Source organism: Streptomyces canus (genome assembly GCF_041435015.1).
Lineage (GTDB): Bacteria > Actinomycetota > Actinomycetes > Streptomycetales > Streptomycetaceae > Streptomyces > Streptomyces canus_G.
On sequence record NZ_CP107989.1, the window covers coordinates 4,027,895 to 4,043,983 of the forward strand.

16 protein-coding genes are annotated in these 16,089 nt (G+C 72.0%); 4 read left to right on the plus strand and 12 right to left on the minus strand.

The features are described from left to right. Positions 1-10: 10 nt before the first annotated feature. Complete coding sequence (locus tag OG841_RS18015) at positions 11-1,411, plus strand: FAD-dependent oxidoreductase (RefSeq protein WP_371566089.1); 1,401 nt, start codon at positions 11-13, stop codon at positions 1,409-1,411. Here the strand turns inward: OG841_RS18015 and leuE are convergent. Continuing rightward, complete coding sequence (leuE, locus tag OG841_RS18020) at positions 1,401-2,051, minus strand: leucine efflux protein LeuE (RefSeq protein ID WP_365122586.1); 651 nt, start codon at positions 2,049-2,051, stop codon at positions 1,401-1,403. The genes OG841_RS18015 and leuE overlap by 11 nt on opposite strands. A gap of 17 nt (positions 2,052-2,068) precedes the next feature. Beyond that, the gene (locus tag OG841_RS18025) at positions 2,069-3,649 is read right to left on the minus strand and encodes an acyl-CoA mutase large subunit family protein (RefSeq protein WP_328640546.1); all 1,581 of its coding nucleotides are present in this window, start codon (positions 3,647-3,649) and stop codon (positions 2,069-2,071) included. A 123-nt stretch (positions 3,650-3,772) separates the two neighbouring features. Here OG841_RS18025 and OG841_RS18030 point away from each other — a divergent pair, with 123 nt between their 5' ends. Next, positions 3,773-4,594 (plus strand): L,D-transpeptidase family protein, encoded by an 822-nt coding sequence (locus OG841_RS18030; RefSeq protein ID WP_328640545.1) that lies wholly within the window; start codon positions 3,773-3,775, stop codon positions 4,592-4,594. A 221-nt stretch (positions 4,595-4,815) separates the two neighbouring features. Here the strand turns inward: OG841_RS18030 and OG841_RS18035 are convergent, their stop codons facing one another. The 4 genes from OG841_RS18035 to OG841_RS18050 all read right to left on the minus strand — a co-directional run bounded on the left by OG841_RS18035 (position 4,816) and on the right by OG841_RS18050 (position 8,261). Then, positions 4,816-5,883, minus strand: coding sequence for a hypothetical protein (locus tag OG841_RS18035; RefSeq protein WP_328640544.1), 1,068 nt, complete (start codon positions 5,881-5,883; stop codon positions 4,816-4,818). Next, positions 5,883-6,545 (minus strand): RNA polymerase sigma factor, encoded by a 663-nt coding sequence (locus OG841_RS18040; protein WP_328640543.1) that lies wholly within the window; start codon positions 6,543-6,545, stop codon positions 5,883-5,885. Before OG841_RS18040 ends, OG841_RS18035 begins: the two co-directional genes overlap by 1 nt. A 327-nt stretch (positions 6,546-6,872) precedes the next feature. Next, positions 6,873-7,607, minus strand: a complete 735-nt coding sequence (locus OG841_RS18045) for a hypothetical protein (protein ID WP_371566092.1) — start codon at positions 7,605-7,607, stop codon at positions 6,873-6,875. Positions 7,608-7,643: 36 nt separating this feature from the next. After that, on the minus strand, positions 7,644-8,261 hold the full coding sequence (locus OG841_RS18050) for an RNA polymerase sigma factor (RefSeq protein ID WP_328640541.1): 618 nt from the start codon (positions 8,259-8,261) through the stop codon (positions 7,644-7,646). Positions 8,262-8,533: 272 nt separating this feature from the next. Here OG841_RS18050 and OG841_RS18055 point away from each other — a divergent pair, with 272 nt between their 5' ends. After that, on the plus strand, positions 8,534-10,723 hold the full coding sequence (locus OG841_RS18055) for a peptidoglycan recognition protein family protein (RefSeq protein ID WP_365122581.1): 2,190 nt from the start codon (positions 8,534-8,536) through the stop codon (positions 10,721-10,723). Here the strand turns inward: OG841_RS18055 and OG841_RS18060 are convergent. Both OG841_RS18060 and OG841_RS18065 read right to left on the minus strand, forming a co-directional pair. Next, positions 10,711-10,950, minus strand: a complete 240-nt coding sequence (locus OG841_RS18060) for a hypothetical protein (RefSeq protein WP_371566095.1) — start codon at positions 10,948-10,950, stop codon at positions 10,711-10,713. The genes OG841_RS18055 and OG841_RS18060 overlap by 13 nt on opposite strands. 104 nt (positions 10,951-11,054) lie before the next feature. Further along, positions 11,055-11,438 carry a hypothetical protein gene (locus OG841_RS18065; protein WP_328640538.1) on the minus strand — a complete coding sequence of 128 codons (384 nt, stop codon included), beginning with the start codon at positions 11,436-11,438 and terminating at the stop codon, positions 11,055-11,057. A 231-nt stretch (positions 11,439-11,669) separates the two neighbouring features. Between OG841_RS18065 and OG841_RS18070 the strand changes: the two genes are divergently transcribed. Beyond that, a complete protein-coding gene (locus OG841_RS18070; protein WP_328643633.1) occupies positions 11,670-12,131 on the plus strand; it encodes a DUF1877 domain-containing protein in 462 nt (153 codons plus the stop codon). Between the two features lie 27 nt (positions 12,132-12,158). Here OG841_RS18070 and OG841_RS18075 read toward each other — a convergent pair whose 3' ends face one another. The 4 genes from OG841_RS18075 to OG841_RS18090 all read right to left on the minus strand — a co-directional run bounded on the left by OG841_RS18075 (position 12,159) and on the right by OG841_RS18090 (position 16,026). Continuing rightward, positions 12,159-12,818, minus strand: coding sequence for a hypothetical protein (locus OG841_RS18075; RefSeq protein WP_328640537.1), 660 nt, complete (start codon positions 12,816-12,818; stop codon positions 12,159-12,161). 76 nt (positions 12,819-12,894) lie between these two features. Beyond that, positions 12,895-13,398, minus strand: a complete 504-nt coding sequence (locus OG841_RS18080) for a hypothetical protein (RefSeq protein ID WP_328640536.1) — start codon at positions 13,396-13,398, stop codon at positions 12,895-12,897. Positions 13,399-13,483: 85 nt separating this feature from the next. Then, on the minus strand, positions 13,484-14,251 hold the full coding sequence (locus tag OG841_RS18085; RefSeq protein WP_328640535.1) for a DUF4328 domain-containing protein: 768 nt from the start codon (positions 14,249-14,251) through the stop codon (positions 13,484-13,486). A gap of 122 nt (positions 14,252-14,373) precedes the next feature. Beyond that, the gene (locus OG841_RS18090; protein WP_371566102.1) at positions 14,374-16,026 is read right to left on the minus strand and encodes a family 20 glycosylhydrolase; all 1,653 of its coding nucleotides are present in this window, start codon (positions 16,024-16,026) and stop codon (positions 14,374-14,376) included. Positions 16,027-16,089 lie beyond the last annotated feature (63 nt).

The following is a 16,089-nucleotide window of genomic DNA, read 5'->3' on the forward strand; positions in this document are numbered from 1 at the left end:
GGAGATGGGTATGAACACGGATGTACTGGTCGTCGGCGCCGGCCCCACGGGTCTCGCCCTCGGCATCGACCTCGCCCGGCGGGGCGTGGACGCGCTGGTCGTGGAGAAGGCGGACCTGCTGTTTCCGGGCTCACGCGGCAAGGGCCTCCAGCCGCGCACGATGGAGGTCTTCGACGACCTCGGCGTGCTCGACGCGATCCTCGCGGTCGGCGGGACCTACCCGGTCCACATGGTCTGGCGGGACGGCGAGCGGGTCGGCGAGCACCGGATGTTCGACCCGGCCGAGGCGACGGAGGACTCGCCGTACAACGCGCCGTGGATGGTGCCGCAGTGGCGCACCCAGGAGGTGCTGTTCGCGCGGCTGGAGGAGCTGGGCGGGCGGGTGTCCTTCGGCCGGGAGGTCGTGGGGTTCGAGCAGGACGCCGACGGGGTGACCGTGCGCTTCGCCGCGGGAGCGGACGTCCGCGCCCGGTACGTGGTCGCCGCCGACGGCGGGCGCTCGGTCGTCCGCCGGACGCTCGGCATCGGCATGACCGGCGAGACGGTCGACCCCAACCCCCTCCTCGTCGCGGACCTCCGCATCACCGGGCTCGACCGGGACAACTGGCACGTCTTCCCGCCGCGCGGCGAGACCGTCGGCTACCTCGCGATCTGCCCGCTCGCCGGCACCGAGGACTTCCAGGTCGTGGCCCAGTTCCCGGAGGGCACGCAGGTGGACCTGTCCCTCGACGCCGTCCGCGCGGTCGTCGCGGCCCGCTCCCACCTGGCCGCCGAGTCGGTGACCGAGGTCCGCTGGGCCTCCGACTTCCGGCCCCGCGCGGCCCTCGCGGACCGTTTCCGCTCCGGCCGGATCTTCCTCGCCGGTGACGCGGCCCACGTCCACTCCCCCGCGGGCGGCCAGGGCCTGAACACCAGCGTCCAGGACGCGTACAACCTGGGCTGGAAGCTGGGCGCCGTGCTGCGGGGCGGTGCCCCGGCCGCCCTCCTGGACACCTACGAGGAGGAACGCCGGCCCATCGCCGCGCACATGCTCGGCATCTCGACGGGCGTGCACCGGGGCGAGGTCCGCCGCGGCGAGGCGACCCGCCAACTGGGCCTGGGGTACCGGGACTCGTCCCTGACGGAGGAGACGCGCACGGCACCGAGCGGGCTCCGCGCGGGCGATCGCGCCCCCGACGGCAAGCTGGGCGACGTCCGCCTCTTCGACGCGTTCCGGGGCCCGCACTGGACGCTGGTGGCGGTGGGCGTGGAGGCGCCGGGGCTGCCGGAGTCGGTGCGTGTGGTCACCGGTGAGGAGCAGCCGTCGTACGGGAAGGGACTGTTCCTGGTGCGTCCGGACGGCTATGTGGGCTGGGCGGGTGAGGACGCCTCGACGCTTCTGAGTTATGCCGGTCGAACGGTCACGCGCTAGCGAACGACAACTTCACCGCGAACCCGAGGAACAGCGCCCCCGCCGCCGACGTCGCCCCCGCCGACAACCGCCGCCGACGCCGGAAGGTGTCCGCCAGCCTCGTCCCGCCGAAGATCAGCGCGGTGAGGTACAGGAAGCTGGCCAACTGGGCGAAGGCTCCCAGGACGACGAACGAGAGCGCCGGGTACGCGTAGCCCGGATCCACGAACTGCACGAAGAAGGCGACGAAGAACAGGATCGCCTTGGGGTTGAACAGGCTGACCACGAGGGCCCTGCGATACGGCCGCTCGTCACCGCCCCCGGCGACGGGAGCCTCCTGGGCGGCCTGCTCCCGCCGGGTCCGCCACAGCCCCCACGCGGCCCGCAGCATCCCCACCGCGAGCCAGGTCAGATACCCGGCCCCCGCGTACTTCACGATCCCGAACAGCACGGCGTTGGCCTGGAGCAGCGAGGCGACCCCGGCCGCGGACAGGGTCATCAGCACGGTGTCCCCGCACCAGACGCCCGCCGCCGCCGTGTACCCCGCCCGCACTCCCCGCCGCGCGGCGACGGAGACGACGTACAGCGAGTTGGGCCCGGGCAGCAGGACGATCAGGACGAGGCCGGCCAGGTAGGTGGGAAGGTCGATGACACCGAACATGGGAACGAGTGTCGCACTCAGAACGCGTCCGACGGGACATACGTGCCCCACACCTCGCGCAGCGCGTTGCACACCTCGCCCACCGTCGCGCGGGCCTTGAGCGCGTCCTTCATCGGGTAGAGGACGTTGTCCTCGCCCTCGGCGGCCTTCTTCAGGGCGGCGAGGGCCGAGTCCACCGCGGACCGGTCGCGCTCGGCACGGAGCCGGGCCAGCCGCTCCGCCTGCCGGGCCTCGATGGCGGGGTCCACGCGGAGGGGCTCGTACGGCTCCTCCTCGTCGAGTTGGAAGCGGTTGACGCCCACGACCACCCGGTCGCCGGCGTCGGTCTCCTGGGCGATGCGGTAGGCGTTGTGTTCGATCTCGGTCTTCTGGAAGCCGTGCTCGATGGCCGCCACCGCGCCACCGAGGTCCTCCACCTTCCGCATCAGGTCCAGCGCGGCCGTCTCGACGTCGTCCGTCATCTTCTCGATCACGTACGAGCCCGCGAACGGGTCGACCGTCGCCGTCACGTCGGTCTCGTAGGCCAGCACCTGCTGGGTGCGCAGCGCGAGGCGGGCGGACTTGTCGGTCGGGAGGGCGATGGCCTCGTCGTAGGAGTTGGTGTGCAGGGACTGGGTGCCGCCGAGGACGGCGGCGAGGCCCTGGACGGCGACCCGGACCAGGTTGACCTCCGGCTGCTGGGCCGTCAGCTGCACCCCGGCCGTCTGGGTGTGGAAGCGCAGCATCAGCGACTTCGGGTTCTCCGCGCCGAACTCCTCGCGCATCACCCGCGCCCAGATCCGGCGGGCCGCACGGAACTTGGCGACCTCCTCCAGGATCGTCGTCCGCGCCACGAAGAAGAACGACAGACGCGGCGCGAAGTCGTCGACGTCCATGCCCGCAGCCACCGCCGTGCGCACGTACTCGATGCCGTCCGCCAGCGTGAACGCGATTTCCTGCGCGGGCGAGGCCCCCGCCTCCGCCATGTGATAGCCGGAGATCGAGATCGTGTTCCACCTCGGGGTCTCGGCCTGGCAGTACTTGAAGATGTCCGCGGTCAGCCGCAGCGACGGCTTCGGCGGGAAGATGTACGTGCCCCGCGCGATGTACTCCTTCAGCACGTCGTTCTGGATCGTGCCGGTGAGCCGGTCGGCGCCGACGCCCTGTTCCTCGGCGACCAGTTGGTAGAGGAGCAGCAGGAGGGCCGCCGGGGCGTTGATCGTCATCGACGTGGACACCTGGTCCAGCGGGATCCCGCCGAACAGCACCCGCATGTCGTCGACCGAGTCGATCGCCACACCCACCTTGCCGACCTCGCCGTGCGCGATCGGGGCGTCGGAGTCGTGGCCCATCTGGGTGGGCAGGTCGAAGGCGACCGACAGACCGGTCGTGCCGTGGGCGATCAGCTGCCGGTAGCGGGCGTTGGACTCCGTCGCCGTGCCGAAACCGGCGTACTGGCGCATCGTCCAGGGGCGGCCGGTGTACATCGACGGGTACACGCCCCGCGTGAAGGGGTACCCGCCCGGCTCACCGAGCTTCTCCTCGGGGCTCCAGCCCTGAAGGGTCCCGGGACCGTAGACGGGTTCGATGGGCAGTCCGGACTCCGACTCACGCGTCATGCCCACCACCGTATTGCGGTCTCGGGCGAAGCGCCGCCGGGTCGTTCGCAACCGGCCGTCCGGGGGGAGACATCTCAGGGGATGCCGGTGAGAGGACAGGGGGTCCGGATGCGTACTACGGGCATGGGGAGATCGTTCGCCGCACTGCTGGTCCTGGCGATGGCCTGCGGCTGTACGGTGCGGACCGCCGACGGGGACGGCGACGGGAAGCGGCGACTGCCGGTACGGATCGAGGTCCCGAAGCGCAGCACGCCACCGGCGGACGACGACCCGAAGCCGAGTGCGACGCCGTCCGCGCCGGCCGCCGCGCCCGCCGCCGTGCTGTGGTCGCGCGGCGACTCCGGGCGGGACGTGCGGGAGTTGCAGGCCCGGCTGCGGCAGGTCGCGTGGCTCTACGACGGGCCGACGGGGTCGTACGACGATCTCACCGAACGCGCGGTCGAGGGGTTCCAGGGCAAGCGCGGGCTGCCGAGGACCGGGAAGACCGACACGGTCACCTGGAAGCGGCTGAAGGACATGACGCGCGAGCCGGGCAAGTGGGAGCTGTATCTGATGGGCGGGCAGCCGGCCGACGCGCCGGACCCGCGCTGTCTGACCGGGCGGGTGCTGTGCATCAGCAAGACCAGCCGGACACTGCGCTGGATGATCGACGGGCGGACGGTGACGACCGTGCCGGTCCGCTTCGGCTCGGTGGGCACGCCGACCCGTGAGGGCGTGTTCAGCGTCTACTGGAAGTCCCGGCACCATGTGTCGACGCTCTACGACTCCCCGATGCCGTACGCCATGTTCTTCAGCGGCGGCCAGGCGGTGCACTACTCGGCCGACTTCGCGGCCCACGGATACGCGGGTGGCTCGCACGGCTGTGTCAACGTGCGGGACGAGGCGGCGATCGCCGGCCTGTTCGCCCAGGTACGGAACGGCGACAAGGTCGTCGTCCACTGGTGAGTTCCGCGAGGTGAGTTAGGGGCGCGGACGGGACCGGGGGAACGTGTCCCGCCCGCGCCAGGTGCACGAGCCGTAGGTACGGGGGGAACCCCGGCTCTGTGCGACGGCCGATGACCAGTCGGCTCACTCAGTACTGCGCTACAGCGGCCGAAAACGTCACACCCACCGCGACCGAAACCGTGGTGGGTGAGAAAAGTGCAGGTCAGCGGCGCGGTGAGCGGTCAGATCGCGCTATACGACGGGCTCGGCAGCGGCGTCGGTGACATCGTTGCCCCGGGCGAGGCGAGCGGGGTGCCGGAGGTGCCGCCGTCCGGGTCGTGGTGGTTCTTGCGAGGGGACGTGAACTGGCCGTCGCCGTTCTCGTTCCCGTGGCCGTTCCCGTGCCCGTTCCGGTCGCCGTGCCCGTTCCGGTCGCCGTGGCCGCTCTTGTCGTTGTCCTCGTTGTTGCCGGTGTCCTCGCCCTTGCCGTCGCCCTTGCGGTCGTCGGGGGCCGACTGGGCGTCGCCCCGGGTGCCTGCGCCGGACAGGACACCCCTGCAGTACTTCCACACCCGCGAGGTGCCGCCCGCCGCGTCCTCCAGGGAACGCCGGCGGGTCGGGTCGAGGTGCTTGCCGTCGCGCATGTCCCGGCAGGCCGAGGCGGATCCGTTCCAGTCCGTGCGGGGGCGTACGCCCAGGCCTTCGGAGCCCGTGTCGGGCGCCGCGCCGGCGCCGCCGCGGGCCGTGTCCCGGGAGCCGGACCCGCCGGAGGGGGAGTTCTCGGGCGAGGGCGCGACCTGAGGGGCCGAGGGCGAGACGAGCGGGCGGTCCGGGGTGGCGGCGGCCGACACCGACGCTGCGGGTTCCGGTTCGCCGTCCCCGAAGTGCGGCAGGACTCCGATTCCGGCCGCGACGGCCACTCCGCCGACCATGCCCACGGCCAGCACGGCGGCCAGTCCGAGGTGCGCGGGGCGCCGGCGGCGGGGACGACCGGCCCCCGCGTCCGGGGCGCCGATCCGCACGAGACCGGCGTCGCCGCGGCCGGCTCCGGTCCGGTTCCGGCCCCGGGCGGCCGGGCTCACCCCGTCGTCCGCACGATCCGCGCGCGCCGTGCGGAACGCGGCCAGCGCGGCCTCCTCGCCGGGAAGTCCGCCGCTGGTCGGCGCGGGTTCCGCGGTCAGCGCCTCCAGCGTTTTCGCGAGGCGTTCGGCCTGGTCGCGGTCGGCCGCGTCGACAGCTTCCAGTGACTCGCCGCGCAGCAACCGCTCCGCTGTCTCGAGGTCCAGCCACCCGTAGCTCTCGTCGGCCATCACATGTCCTTCTGCGTCCGCGGACGCATATGCGTCACACTCGCGGACGTCACCGCATTGTCCTGCGGTTCTCGCTGGGGTGGCAGGGCATCGAGCGCGCCGGCCGATTCCGGATCGTCGCCGAGGAGCTCGGCGAGCCGTTTCAGACCTCGGTGCGCGGCCGTGCGTACCGCGCCGGGACGCTTGCCGAGGGTCTCGGCGGCGGTCTTGGCGTCCAGGCCGACCACCACGCGCAGCACCACTGCCTCGGCCTGGTCCTGGGGCAGCCGGGCGATGAGCGAGAGGGTGCTGCCGGTGGCCAGCGCCTCGATGGCCTCGCCCGCGGTGTCCGACTCGGCGGGCTTGCCGGTCAGCTCGGTCTCGTCGCCGCCGATGGCGGGCCGGCGGCCGCGCATCCGGATGTGGTCGAGGGCGCGGTTGCGGGCTATCCGTGCGGCCCAGCCGCGGAATCGGTCCGCGTCCCCGTCGAACCGGTCCAGGTCACGGGCTATCTGGAGCCAGGCCTCGGAGGCCACGTCCTCGGCGTCCGGATCACCGACCAGCGTCCGGACGTATCCGAGCAGCCGCGGGTGCACCGCGCGGTACACAGTCCGGAACGCGGTCTCGTCCCCGTCCTGTGCCGCAAGCACCGCGGCAGTCAACTCCGCGTCGTCCCCCAGCACCCGTGAATCCTCAATACGTGGTCGCGATCGATGGTCGCCGCTTCGAGCCGTCGAGGGGTTGGGTGATCGCTCGAGAGTCGCGCTGATCATTCAACTTCCGCGCCCGGCGCGAAAGGCACGTTACGACCTGAAACCGCTGCTCGTCCATGTCCGTACAAAATGCAACTCCCTCGTGATCCGGGGCCGGCCCGGCGGGGTGTGACAGAAACCGCCCTCATGGCGCTGAAGGAAGTACGGGCCGCCGCGCGGCCCGTGCCGCGCGACGGCCGGGGCCTCTCCTGTGGGGGGTGGCGGCCCCGGCCGTCTCCGCGGTTCACCCGCTCCGGGTCACTGCTTCTTGGACTTGTTCTTGTCCGTGTTCTGCGGGGCGCTCGTCTTGGCCTTCTGCTGCCCCGGTTTCGCCTGGCCCGCGTCCTTCGCGTCGGCCGTCCCCGTGCCCGTCAGCGTGGCGCAGTAGGCGCTGACGTTCGCCTCGCCGCCGGCCGCCGTCACGAGCCGCTGGTACGCCGTGGAGTCCAGCGCCTTGCCCCGGCCACGGAGTTTCTCGTAGGCGCGGCAGTGGGCCAGGGTGTCCTTCGCGGTGGGCGGGCGCTCGGCGGGGGCGGACGCGGGGGGCCTCGCGCTGCTGGGCGACGCGGCCGGGGTGCTCGCCGAGACGCTCGGGCGTACGTCCTTGCCGCCCGCCGCGCCCAGGGGCTCGCCGCCGCCCGCCGAGCCGATCGCCGCGTAGGCGACACCGCCGAGGGTGAGACTCGCGAGGAGCACGGAGAGCGTCGCCTTCAGCGAACGTGCCCGGCGCCGCTGCGAGCGGGGCCGCCAGTCGTCCCGCCGCCGGGTCCGCGCCCGGTGTACCCCGGCGTCCCTCGCCGCCCGGAACGCGGCCACGGCCCGCCGCTCCGCCTCGCCGTCCGACTTTTCCCCACGGAGGGCCGCGGCGAACAGCGCCTCGAGGGGACTGTCGTCGTACGGCTGCCGCCCGTCCCGCGCGGTTCGGCCCCGCGGGGTCTCCTCCGTGCGCGCATGCCGACGGCCGGGGGCATCGCCGCTCCGTTCGTCACCCATGCCGTGTCCGTTCCTGTCCGAGGTGGTCCTCGCCTGTCATGTCGACTCCCCCAGCGTCCTGGGGCCTTCATCCGTCACACTCTCGGCGCCCAACTGGTGCGCCAGCCGCTTCAGCCCCCGGTACGCCGCGGTGCGCACCGCCCCGGGGCGCTTGCCGAGGACCCGGGCGGCGGCGGGGCCGTCCAGTCCGACGACGACCCGCAGCAACACCGCCTCGGCCTGGTCCCTCGGGAGCCCCCGGACCAGTTCGAGGGCGTACTCGGTGGAGAGGGACTCCAGCGCCTGGTCGTGGGTGCTGTGCGGGCCGGGCAGGTCCAGCATGTCCTGCTCCAGCGCCGCCGACCGGGGCCGCACCCGCTGCCGGCGCAGATGGTCCAGGGCCCGGTGCCGGGCGATGGTCGCGGTCCAGCCGCGGAAGCCCGCCCCGTCACCCTTGAACCGGCCCAGGTCCCGGGCGATCTCCAGCCAGGCGTCCGACGCCACGTCCTCCGCGTCCGCCCCGACCAGCCCGCGCAGATACCCGAGCAGTCCGGGCTGCACCAGCCGGTAGGCGACCGCGAAGGCGGCCTCGTCGCCCTCCTGGGCCCGCGCGACGGCCGCGCCCAGTTCCCCGTCGGACGCCTGCACGCGGCGGGGTTCCCCTCCCTGGCCCAAAAACTTTCCTGTCCGTACCGGTTCGTGGCGATTCCGCACCGTCCGGCGCAGTCACACCCTTGCCCATGTCCCCCACGGTCAACAGCGTCGGACCTCACAGAAGTGTCACAGCAGGTCGGACATCCCGGGCACCCCGCCTCCAACACCCGTGACACCTGGCAGTGTTCGTACGCTGTATGAGTGCCACCTGTGTGACAGGTGGTTTTTCTGTGACCAAATTCAGGGGTGGGGTAGTGAGTCGTCGTAAGAGCCGTGCGTACAGACCGCTCAGCATGAAGCGGCGAGCGTGGCTGACGCTGGGGGCGGTTGTTCTGGGAGGCGGCGGCATAGCGACGTACGCCGTCGCCAGTCCGTCGACCGACGCCGCGGGGGACGTGCAGCCCAAGCGGCCGGTGAAGGTCTACGACTTGACGCTGAAGGGCACCGCGGCCGGCAAGCGGGAGCTGCCGCGCACCGAGACCAAGGAGTTCTCGCTGCTCGGTGTCTCCTGGACGGGGGTGACCAAACCGCTGGAGGGCAGGGCGCAGGTCCGTACCCGCAGCAGCGACACGGGCGAGTGGACCGCCTGGCAGGACCTGGAGACGAACATCGACCCACCGGAGGACCCCGAGGAGCGCAGCGGCGCCCGCGGTGCGTCCGAACCGCTGTGGGTCGGTCCCTCGGACGGCGTGCAGGTGCAGGTCGTCCACGAGGACGGCACCACGAGTGCCGGACTTCCCAAGGGACTTGAGGTCAACCTGGTCGACCCGGGCATCGCGACCGCCGCGGAGCAGAAGAACACCGGCGACGACACGGACCCGGCGGCGTTCGCCGCGGACGAGACGCCCACGCCGACTCCGACGGTGAGCGACAGCACGTCCGCCTCTCCGACCGCGACCCCGACCGACACGGCCACGGCCACGCCGACGGCCACCGCCACCATCCCCACCGCGCCCCCGTCGACGGTCCCCGCGCCCTCGGTGGTCTCCCGCGCCGACTGGGGCGCCGACGAGTCGCTCAGCCCGGACCCGTCGGAGTACAACGCCGATGTGAAGGCCGTCTTCGTGCACCACACGGACGGCTCCAACGACTACTCGTGCGCCGACTCCGCGTCGATCGTGCGCGGCATCTACGCGTACCACACGCAGACCAACGGCTGGAACGACATCGGCTACAACTTCCTCGTCGACAAGTGCGGCACCATCTTCGAGGGCCGCAAGGGCGGCGTGGACCTGCCGGTCCTCGGCGCGCACACCTACGGCTGGAACCGTGAGTCCACCGGCATCGCGATCCTCGGCAACTACACCGACGCGGGCGCCTCGGACGCCGCCCTCACCTCGGTCGCCCGGATCACGGCCTGGAAGCTCGGCCAGTACGGCGTCGACCCCGACTCGACGGTCCAGTTGAAGGCGGGCGCGACCCAGAAGAACCTCGCCGGTACGAGCTTCACCGCGGGCAGCCTCTACACCTTCAACCGGGTCTCCGGCCACCGCGACGGCTACGCCACCGAGTGCCCGGGCACCTCGCTCTACGCCCAGTTGCCGACCATCCGCGCCTGGGCGTCCGGCCCGGTGCAGGGCCTGAAGCTCACCTCGCTGACCGGCGCGACCCTGTCCGGCTCGACGTACTACACCAAGGGCGCGATCACGGCCAAGTGGTCGGCCACCACGCCGAGTTCGCTGATCTCGAAGTTCGAGCTGCTGGTCGACGGCCAGGTCGTCGCCACCACGTCCGGTACGGCGACCTCGGCCGGCACCACCCTGGCCGCGGGCAGCCACAAGGTCGCCGTACGGGCCGTGCACCAGTCCGGCAAGACCACTCCGGCGACCACCGCGCTCACCGTCGTGACCGACACCACCGCGCCGACCTTCTCCACCACACCGACGATCACCCTGCGCACCGGCACGGTCACCACCACCGCCGCCCCGGTCACCCTCGGCTGGAAGGCCGCCGACTCGCAGGCCCTGAAGCAGGTGAGCCTGCTGTCCCCGACGACGGCCACCTTCGGCTCGACCACCACGAGCTCCAGCCGTACCGCCAAGCCCGGTACCGCTAGCACCTGGTCGATGAAGGCGTACGACGTCGCGGGCAACACCCGTACGTCGTCCCCCTCGTACACGCCGATGATCCTTCAGGAGACCTCGGCCACCAAGTCCGGCAGCTGGACCACCCGTTCCTCCACCAGCTACCTCGGCGGCAAGTCGTACTCCAGCGGTTCCAAGGGCGCGAGCCTGACCTGGACGTTCACCGGCCGGTCCGCCGCGTGGGTGGTCTCGCGGGCGTCCACCTCCGGGCAGGCGTACGTGTACGTGGACGGCACCAAGGTCGCGACCGTGGACCTGAAGTCCTCGACGACGGCCTACCGCCAGGCGATCTGGACCAAGTCGTGGTCCAGCAGCGCCAAGCACACGGTGAAGATCGTGGTGGTGGGCACCGGCGGCCGCCCGACGATCACGACGGACGGCCTGGTCTACATCAAGTAGGGCCTCAGCCCAGCGAGTCCACCGGCTCGGGCGTCCGCTCCCCCGCACCCTGGGGGGGTGGGCGCCCGTCCCGCGTTCACGGCGATTCCCGCGATCAGCGCGGCCGGCAGCAGCGCCCCGAACGCCCACCAGGTGGCCACGGTGAAGCCGTGCACCGTGGCCTCGGCCTGGAGCAGCCGCTTGTCGACGCCGGGTCCGGCGTGCGCCGTCAGGTAGGTCGCGGTCACGCTCGCGGCGATCGTGTTCAGAAGGTCATCATCGCCGTACTCATGCCGAGACCCAGCATCAGCATCCCGGGCAGGACGTGCGGGACGTACGCCGGCGTCCTCGGTCAGTGCCGCACGGCACCCGTCGCATCCCGGCACAGCAGTCGCAGCGAGCCGTCCCCGGCGAAGCAGCGGCGGGCCTCGTCCACCGGGTCCCAGAGCCGTCCGTCGGGCGTACGGACCCAGTGCTCGCCGCCGCTCGTCCACCACTCGGCACCGGCCTGGCGGACCACGACCTCACCGGCGTAGGCGCCGAGCCCGCGCAGCACGGTCTCCACGGCGGCGTACGGCGCCCCCTCGCGCCGTATCTCCTCGATCAGCCGGTCGACGCGCCACAGGCTCTGCGCCGAGTAGTCGAGCCGGACGCGTGCGCCCTCGCGCAGGGCCGACACCGCGTCGGCCGCCCAGCGCACGGGCTTGGTCGCGGCGGAGGGCCTGGGTGCGGGCATGGGCGCCTGGCGGGTCGTCACATCAGCGGTCGCATGAGTCGTCACATCAGTCATCACTTGGGGAAAGCGTCTCAGCGAGGCGATTCGTCACCCGGATCGGGGCGTTCGCGCGGACCGGTGCAGGACCGACCCACCTTCGCCGTATCCCTCTCCGGACGGTCACAGGACCCTCTCTGTCGCGAGGTTGACGCCAGAGTGACGATTCACCCCTCCGCCGCGCTCCTGTCTCTGATGAGCGACTACTTCCATCTCCGCGCGGTGCCGCCCTCGGCCCTGCGCAACAGCGCGAACTGGATGCAACGGCTGTTCGAGGACGACTGGGACGCCGTCCGCGAACGCATCGGACGACACCGGGAGGAGGTGCTGGACAAGTCCTACCTGGACCACGAACTCCTCTACGCCGGCGCCGAGGTGGTCCTCGGCGGACTGCCGGTCTACCCGGGCGACCACGACAAGCCCCCGTTCCTGCTCCTGACGGCGGCCCGGGCGCACCGCGTCTCGGCGTACCTCGGTTCGGCCGACTTCGAGGCCCTGTGGCTGGTCGTCCGCGAGGAGTTGCTGCCCCGACACGGCGGGACGGCCGCGGAACGGGAGGCGCGGGGGGTGTTCGCGGCGGCGCACCGGGATCTGACGGCCTTCTACGATCAGACGGCCCGGTACGGGGACGCGGTGGTCAAGTGGCTCGTCCGGTGAGCCGCTCCGCCATCGAGCCGCCCTCCCTCACCCCCGCCGCCGGTTCCTCCGGGACACCACCGCGCGCAGCACCCGGCGACCCTCCGTCGACACCTCGAGGGCCGGTCGCAGACCTGCCGGGCCGTGACCGGCGAGGAGTTCCAGGACGGTGATCTGGCGGCGCAGTTCGGCGGCGACGAGGGGGGACATGCCCTCCGTACGGCCCTCACGGCGGGCGTCGACCGAGTCGCCGGCGTCCTTCAGGGGGTCGAGCAGCCGGTGGATCCGGAGCGCGGCGACCGAGCAGGCGTCGGCCCACACCCGTACCCGGTCGGCGGACCGTTCGACCGGCGCGGCGGCGAGCATCCGGCGGGCCAGCAGCACGGCCTCGTCCTCACCGGAGCCGGAACCGGAACCAGAGCCGGAACCAGAGCCGGAACCGGAGCCGGAGAAGTCGCCGGAGCCACCCGCGTCCGACTCCCCGTCGCCTCCGTCGGCCGCCCCGAACTCCCCGCCCAGCTTCCCCCGCACCTGCTCCAGCCGTTCGCCCCACTCCGCGGCGCCGGCGTCGTCCGCGAGCCCCGCCCACAGGGGCCGAAGGACCTCGTCGTCGCCACCGAGCAGCGGTACGCAGCGATCCAAACAAGCCAACCCGCTGGCGGCCAGTCCGCGTTCGTCGGCCTGGCCGATCAGCTCCACCAGACTCATCCACGCCTCCCTCGCCGAGCGGCATTCCCTAACGGAACCCGCACCTCCCCTTACTGCGCGCGACGGCCCGGGAGTGTCACAGGGGTACGACACCGAGCCGGTCGAGCATACGGAAGAAGAGATTTTCGGCCAACAGGTCGGGGTCGGCGTTCAGTACGTCGAGCAGTGGCTCCTCGGCCACCTCGTACCCCGCCTCCGCCGCCCAGGCGACGGCCCGGGCGGCCGCGTCCCGGGGTTCGAGGAAGTAGTCCTCCAGGGTCAGCCCCTCCTCGCCGCCCCCGAGGTACTCGGCCATGGCGGAACGGGCCAGACAGGTCGTCCAGGCCCCGCTCTCCGGCCCCGCCGCCTCCAGCACGACCGACGCGCTGTCCATGACGTATCCGAAGAGCGCCGGCGAACCGCTCTCCAGGGCAAGGGCGTTCATGTTCCCGACATCGCCCTCGCCGTTCGCGTACTCCCAGACCTGCCATCCGCCGGGCGCCGACTCGCGCAGGACCATGCCCTCGGCTCCGGCCAGCGCGTCCAGCTCGGCGAGCGGCCGCTCCCCGCGGCCCACGACGAAGTAACCCCAGTAGCCCATCCCCGGTTCCCCCTGGCTGCTCGGTACGGCTGGCCCGAATACACCACATTCGTACGGCAGTTCGCAGCAGGATGGACCAAATCCGTCACACGGCGACGGGCACCGCGGGTCCCTGGCGGGCCTTCTCGTCCTGCATCCGGGTCAGCCGCAGCACGAGGGCGACGGCGACCAGGGCGGCCACGAGGTCGACACCGTCCGCGAACATCACCTGCGTCATGGAGTCGTGGATCTCCTGGGAGGTGTCGGCCGCGTCGAACGCGGTGTACAGGAACCGCCCGATGGTGTTCGTGAGGAGCCACAGCGCCCACCACACGTTGATCAGGGCATGCCCGCCGGGCTTGTCCCCCGTGCTGCTCGCGTCCCAGATGTCGACCACGACCCGGCGCGGGTACCACAGGTTCGCGATCGGCACGACCCAGCCGGCGATCACCCAGGCGCGCGCCCTGTGGTGTCCGTCCGGGGCGAAGACCTCGGCGTTGCGCCGAACCCGCCACAGCCAGATCACGAAGACGACGGCGCAGGCCAGCAGCACGAGCACCTGTGCGCTGCCGGCCGCGGCGGTGAGCTTGTCCGCCAGATCGGCCCGGTCCAGTACGGCGGCCCCGGTGTCGCCGACGGCGAGGTCGCCCGTGACGTCGTACATGAGGAAGTCCGCGCCGAGGGCGAACACGTCGACGGCCGCGGCCAGTCCGAGCAGTACCGCGGTGGCGCGTCCGAGGCCGATCGGCGAGCGCAGCGGGATCCTCGGTGTGACACCGGCCGGCGGGATCGCGAACCCGGCGGGTGTGGCGCACCCGGCGCACAGCACGCCCTCCGGTGCCGCTTCGGCATGCAGGCAGCGCGTACAGAGCATGGTGAGGTCCCCCCGAGGTGCGGATGATCAGCAGACCGCGCGGGTTCTCCCCAGAGCCTTACGCGCGGCATGCGGAACATACGGTTCGACGGCCCCGTACGTCCACAGGAATCCCCGGTTCCTCAGCTCAGCCGGTCCGCGAGCGCCTTGAACCGCGTCCAGGTCAGGGCGGGCTTCCCCGGATCCCACAGCTTCTGCACGGTCGCCCGCAGCGGCATCCGGATGCCTGCCGCGACCTGGTCCTGCGTCTGCGCGTTCGGGAAGTCGCACCACACCGCGAAGTACCCGCCGAGGATCTGGCTGTCGTACTTCGAGGGGACGGCTGTCGTGCCGCGGAGGACTCTCGGGGTCCACTCCTCGTAGATCCGCTGTCCCGTCGGATAGGAGAACTGGTTAGGCTGCCCGAGGACGTAGTAGAGGAACTTGTCGTTGTAGTTGACGACCTTGCGCCCCGCGCTCAGATACTCCACCGGCTGCCGGGCGCCGATCTCCTTGCCCGTCCAGTACCCGACCCGGATGTCGTCGGCGGCCCGGACGGACGTCGCCCGGAAGAATCCGTCGTTCCACGCGATCGGGGCCCTGCCGTGCGCCCGGACGGTGTCGGCGCGGTCGTTGAGCCAGCCCGTGGTCAGGTCCTCGACGGTGGCGCCGGCGCCGTAGGCCTTCCTGGCGGCGGCGGCGAGCTGCGGATAGGTCGCCTCCGGGTCGGACACCATGAGCGCGCGGTACTCGTCGCCGCCGAGGTGCCAGTCGGCACCGGGGAAGAGGCCGGCGTACTCGTTCAGCAGGTCGTCGACGATCTTGGCGGAAGCGGGGTTGGAGATGTCGACGGCCCCGCGCGCCGCGTTCCCCGCCCCACTGCGCAGCTGGAGCTCCGGGTGGGCGGCGATGACGGCCCCCAGGTGTCCGGGCGAGTCGATCTCCGGTACGACGGTGATGTGCCGCTGCGCCGCGAGCGCGACGATCCTCTTCACCTGCGCCTTGGTCAGGTGCTGCGCCGACACGATCTCCGGGTGCGAGTCGGACTCGATCCGGAACGCCTGGTCGTCGGAGAAGTGCAGCTGGAGCCGGTTGAACTTCAGGTCGCCCAGTTCCCGGACCCGGTCCTCGATCCAGCCGGCCGTGAAGTTCTTGCGGGCGATGTCGAGGAGGAACCCGCGCACCGGCTTGGCGGGCTCGTCGCGCACGACGCCCTCCGGTGCCGTACCGCCACCGTGCACCGCCTGCTTGAGCGTGCGGGTGCCGTAGAACACCCCCGCGTCATCCGGGCCACTTATGGCGACCCGCCCGCCGCGCACGGTCATGCGGTACGACTCCGGGTTCGCCCCCTTCCCGCCATTGACCGTGAGGCGTACGTCCCCGGCGCGTATGTCGTCCTTCTGCCCGGCGTACGTCAGCCCCAGCTCACCGGCGAGGAGACGCCCCTCGTCGGCGAGGCCGGCGTCGTTCACGACCACGCGCCGACCGGGGGCGGGACGCCAGCCGGGACCGCGCGCCGGGGTGTGGGCGCGGACGGCGGGGATGGTGCGGGGTGTGGCGGACAGGGGGTAGGACCGGGTGGGGCTGGGGGTCGGGCTCGGGGCCCTCGAAGGGGCCCGGGAGCCTTCCGCTCTGCCGCCCAGAGGTGACTCGGCCTGGGAACTGGCCGATCCGGCCGGGTCGCTGTCGCCGCCCGCCCACAGACCGAGTCCCACCCCGACCGCGACGGTGACGACCACCGCCCCCGCGATCAGCCCCCGCGCCTGCTTCTCCGTTCGCTTCCTGTGCTGGCTCACATCGCCAACCTAGGGCCTTGCGCGTGAGGACCGCGTCCTCCAACCGTGCCGAAACGCCCCCGT

What these genes read in the sequence shown, in the direction of transcription:
- OG841_RS18085 (WP_328640535.1), bottom strand. Translation starts at nt 14,251, where the DNA reads ATGCTCTGTACGCGCTGCCTGCATGCCGAAGCGGCACCGGAGGGCGTG.
- OG841_RS18030 (WP_328640545.1), top strand. Translation starts at nt 3,773, where the DNA reads ATGGGGAGATCGTTCGCCGCACTGCTGGTCCTGGCGATGGCCTGCGGC.
- OG841_RS18025 (WP_328640546.1), bottom strand. Translation starts at nt 3,649, where the DNA reads ATGACGCGTGAGTCGGAGTCCGGACTGCCCATCGAACCCGTCTACGGT.
- OG841_RS18015 (WP_371566089.1), top strand. Translation starts at nt 11, where the DNA reads ATGAACACGGATGTACTGGTCGTCGGCGCCGGCCCCACGGGTCTCGCC.
- OG841_RS18070 (WP_328643633.1), top strand. Translation starts at nt 11,670, where the DNA reads ATGAGCGACTACTTCCATCTCCGCGCGGTGCCGCCCTCGGCCCTGCGC.
- OG841_RS18065 (WP_328640538.1), bottom strand. Translation starts at nt 11,438, where the DNA reads ATGCCCGCACCCAGGCCCTCCGCCGCGACCAAGCCCGTGCGCTGGGCG.
- OG841_RS18055 (WP_365122581.1), top strand. Translation starts at nt 8,534, where the DNA reads ATGAAGCGGCGAGCGTGGCTGACGCTGGGGGCGGTTGTTCTGGGAGGC.
- OG841_RS18035 (WP_328640544.1), bottom strand. Translation starts at nt 5,883, where the DNA reads ATGGCCGACGAGAGCTACGGGTGGCTGGACCTCGAGACAGCGGAGCGG.
- OG841_RS18075 (WP_328640537.1), bottom strand. Translation starts at nt 12,818, where the DNA reads ATGAGTCTGGTGGAGCTGATCGGCCAGGCCGACGAACGCGGACTGGCC.
- leuE (WP_365122586.1), bottom strand. Translation starts at nt 2,051, where the DNA reads ATGTTCGGTGTCATCGACCTTCCCACCTACCTGGCCGGCCTCGTCCTG.
- OG841_RS18080 (WP_328640536.1), bottom strand. Translation starts at nt 13,398, where the DNA reads ATGGGCTACTGGGGTTACTTCGTCGTGGGCCGCGGGGAGCGGCCGCTC.
- OG841_RS18045 (WP_371566092.1), bottom strand. Translation starts at nt 7,607, where the DNA reads ATGGGTGACGAACGGAGCGGCGATGCCCCCGGCCGTCGGCATGCGCGC.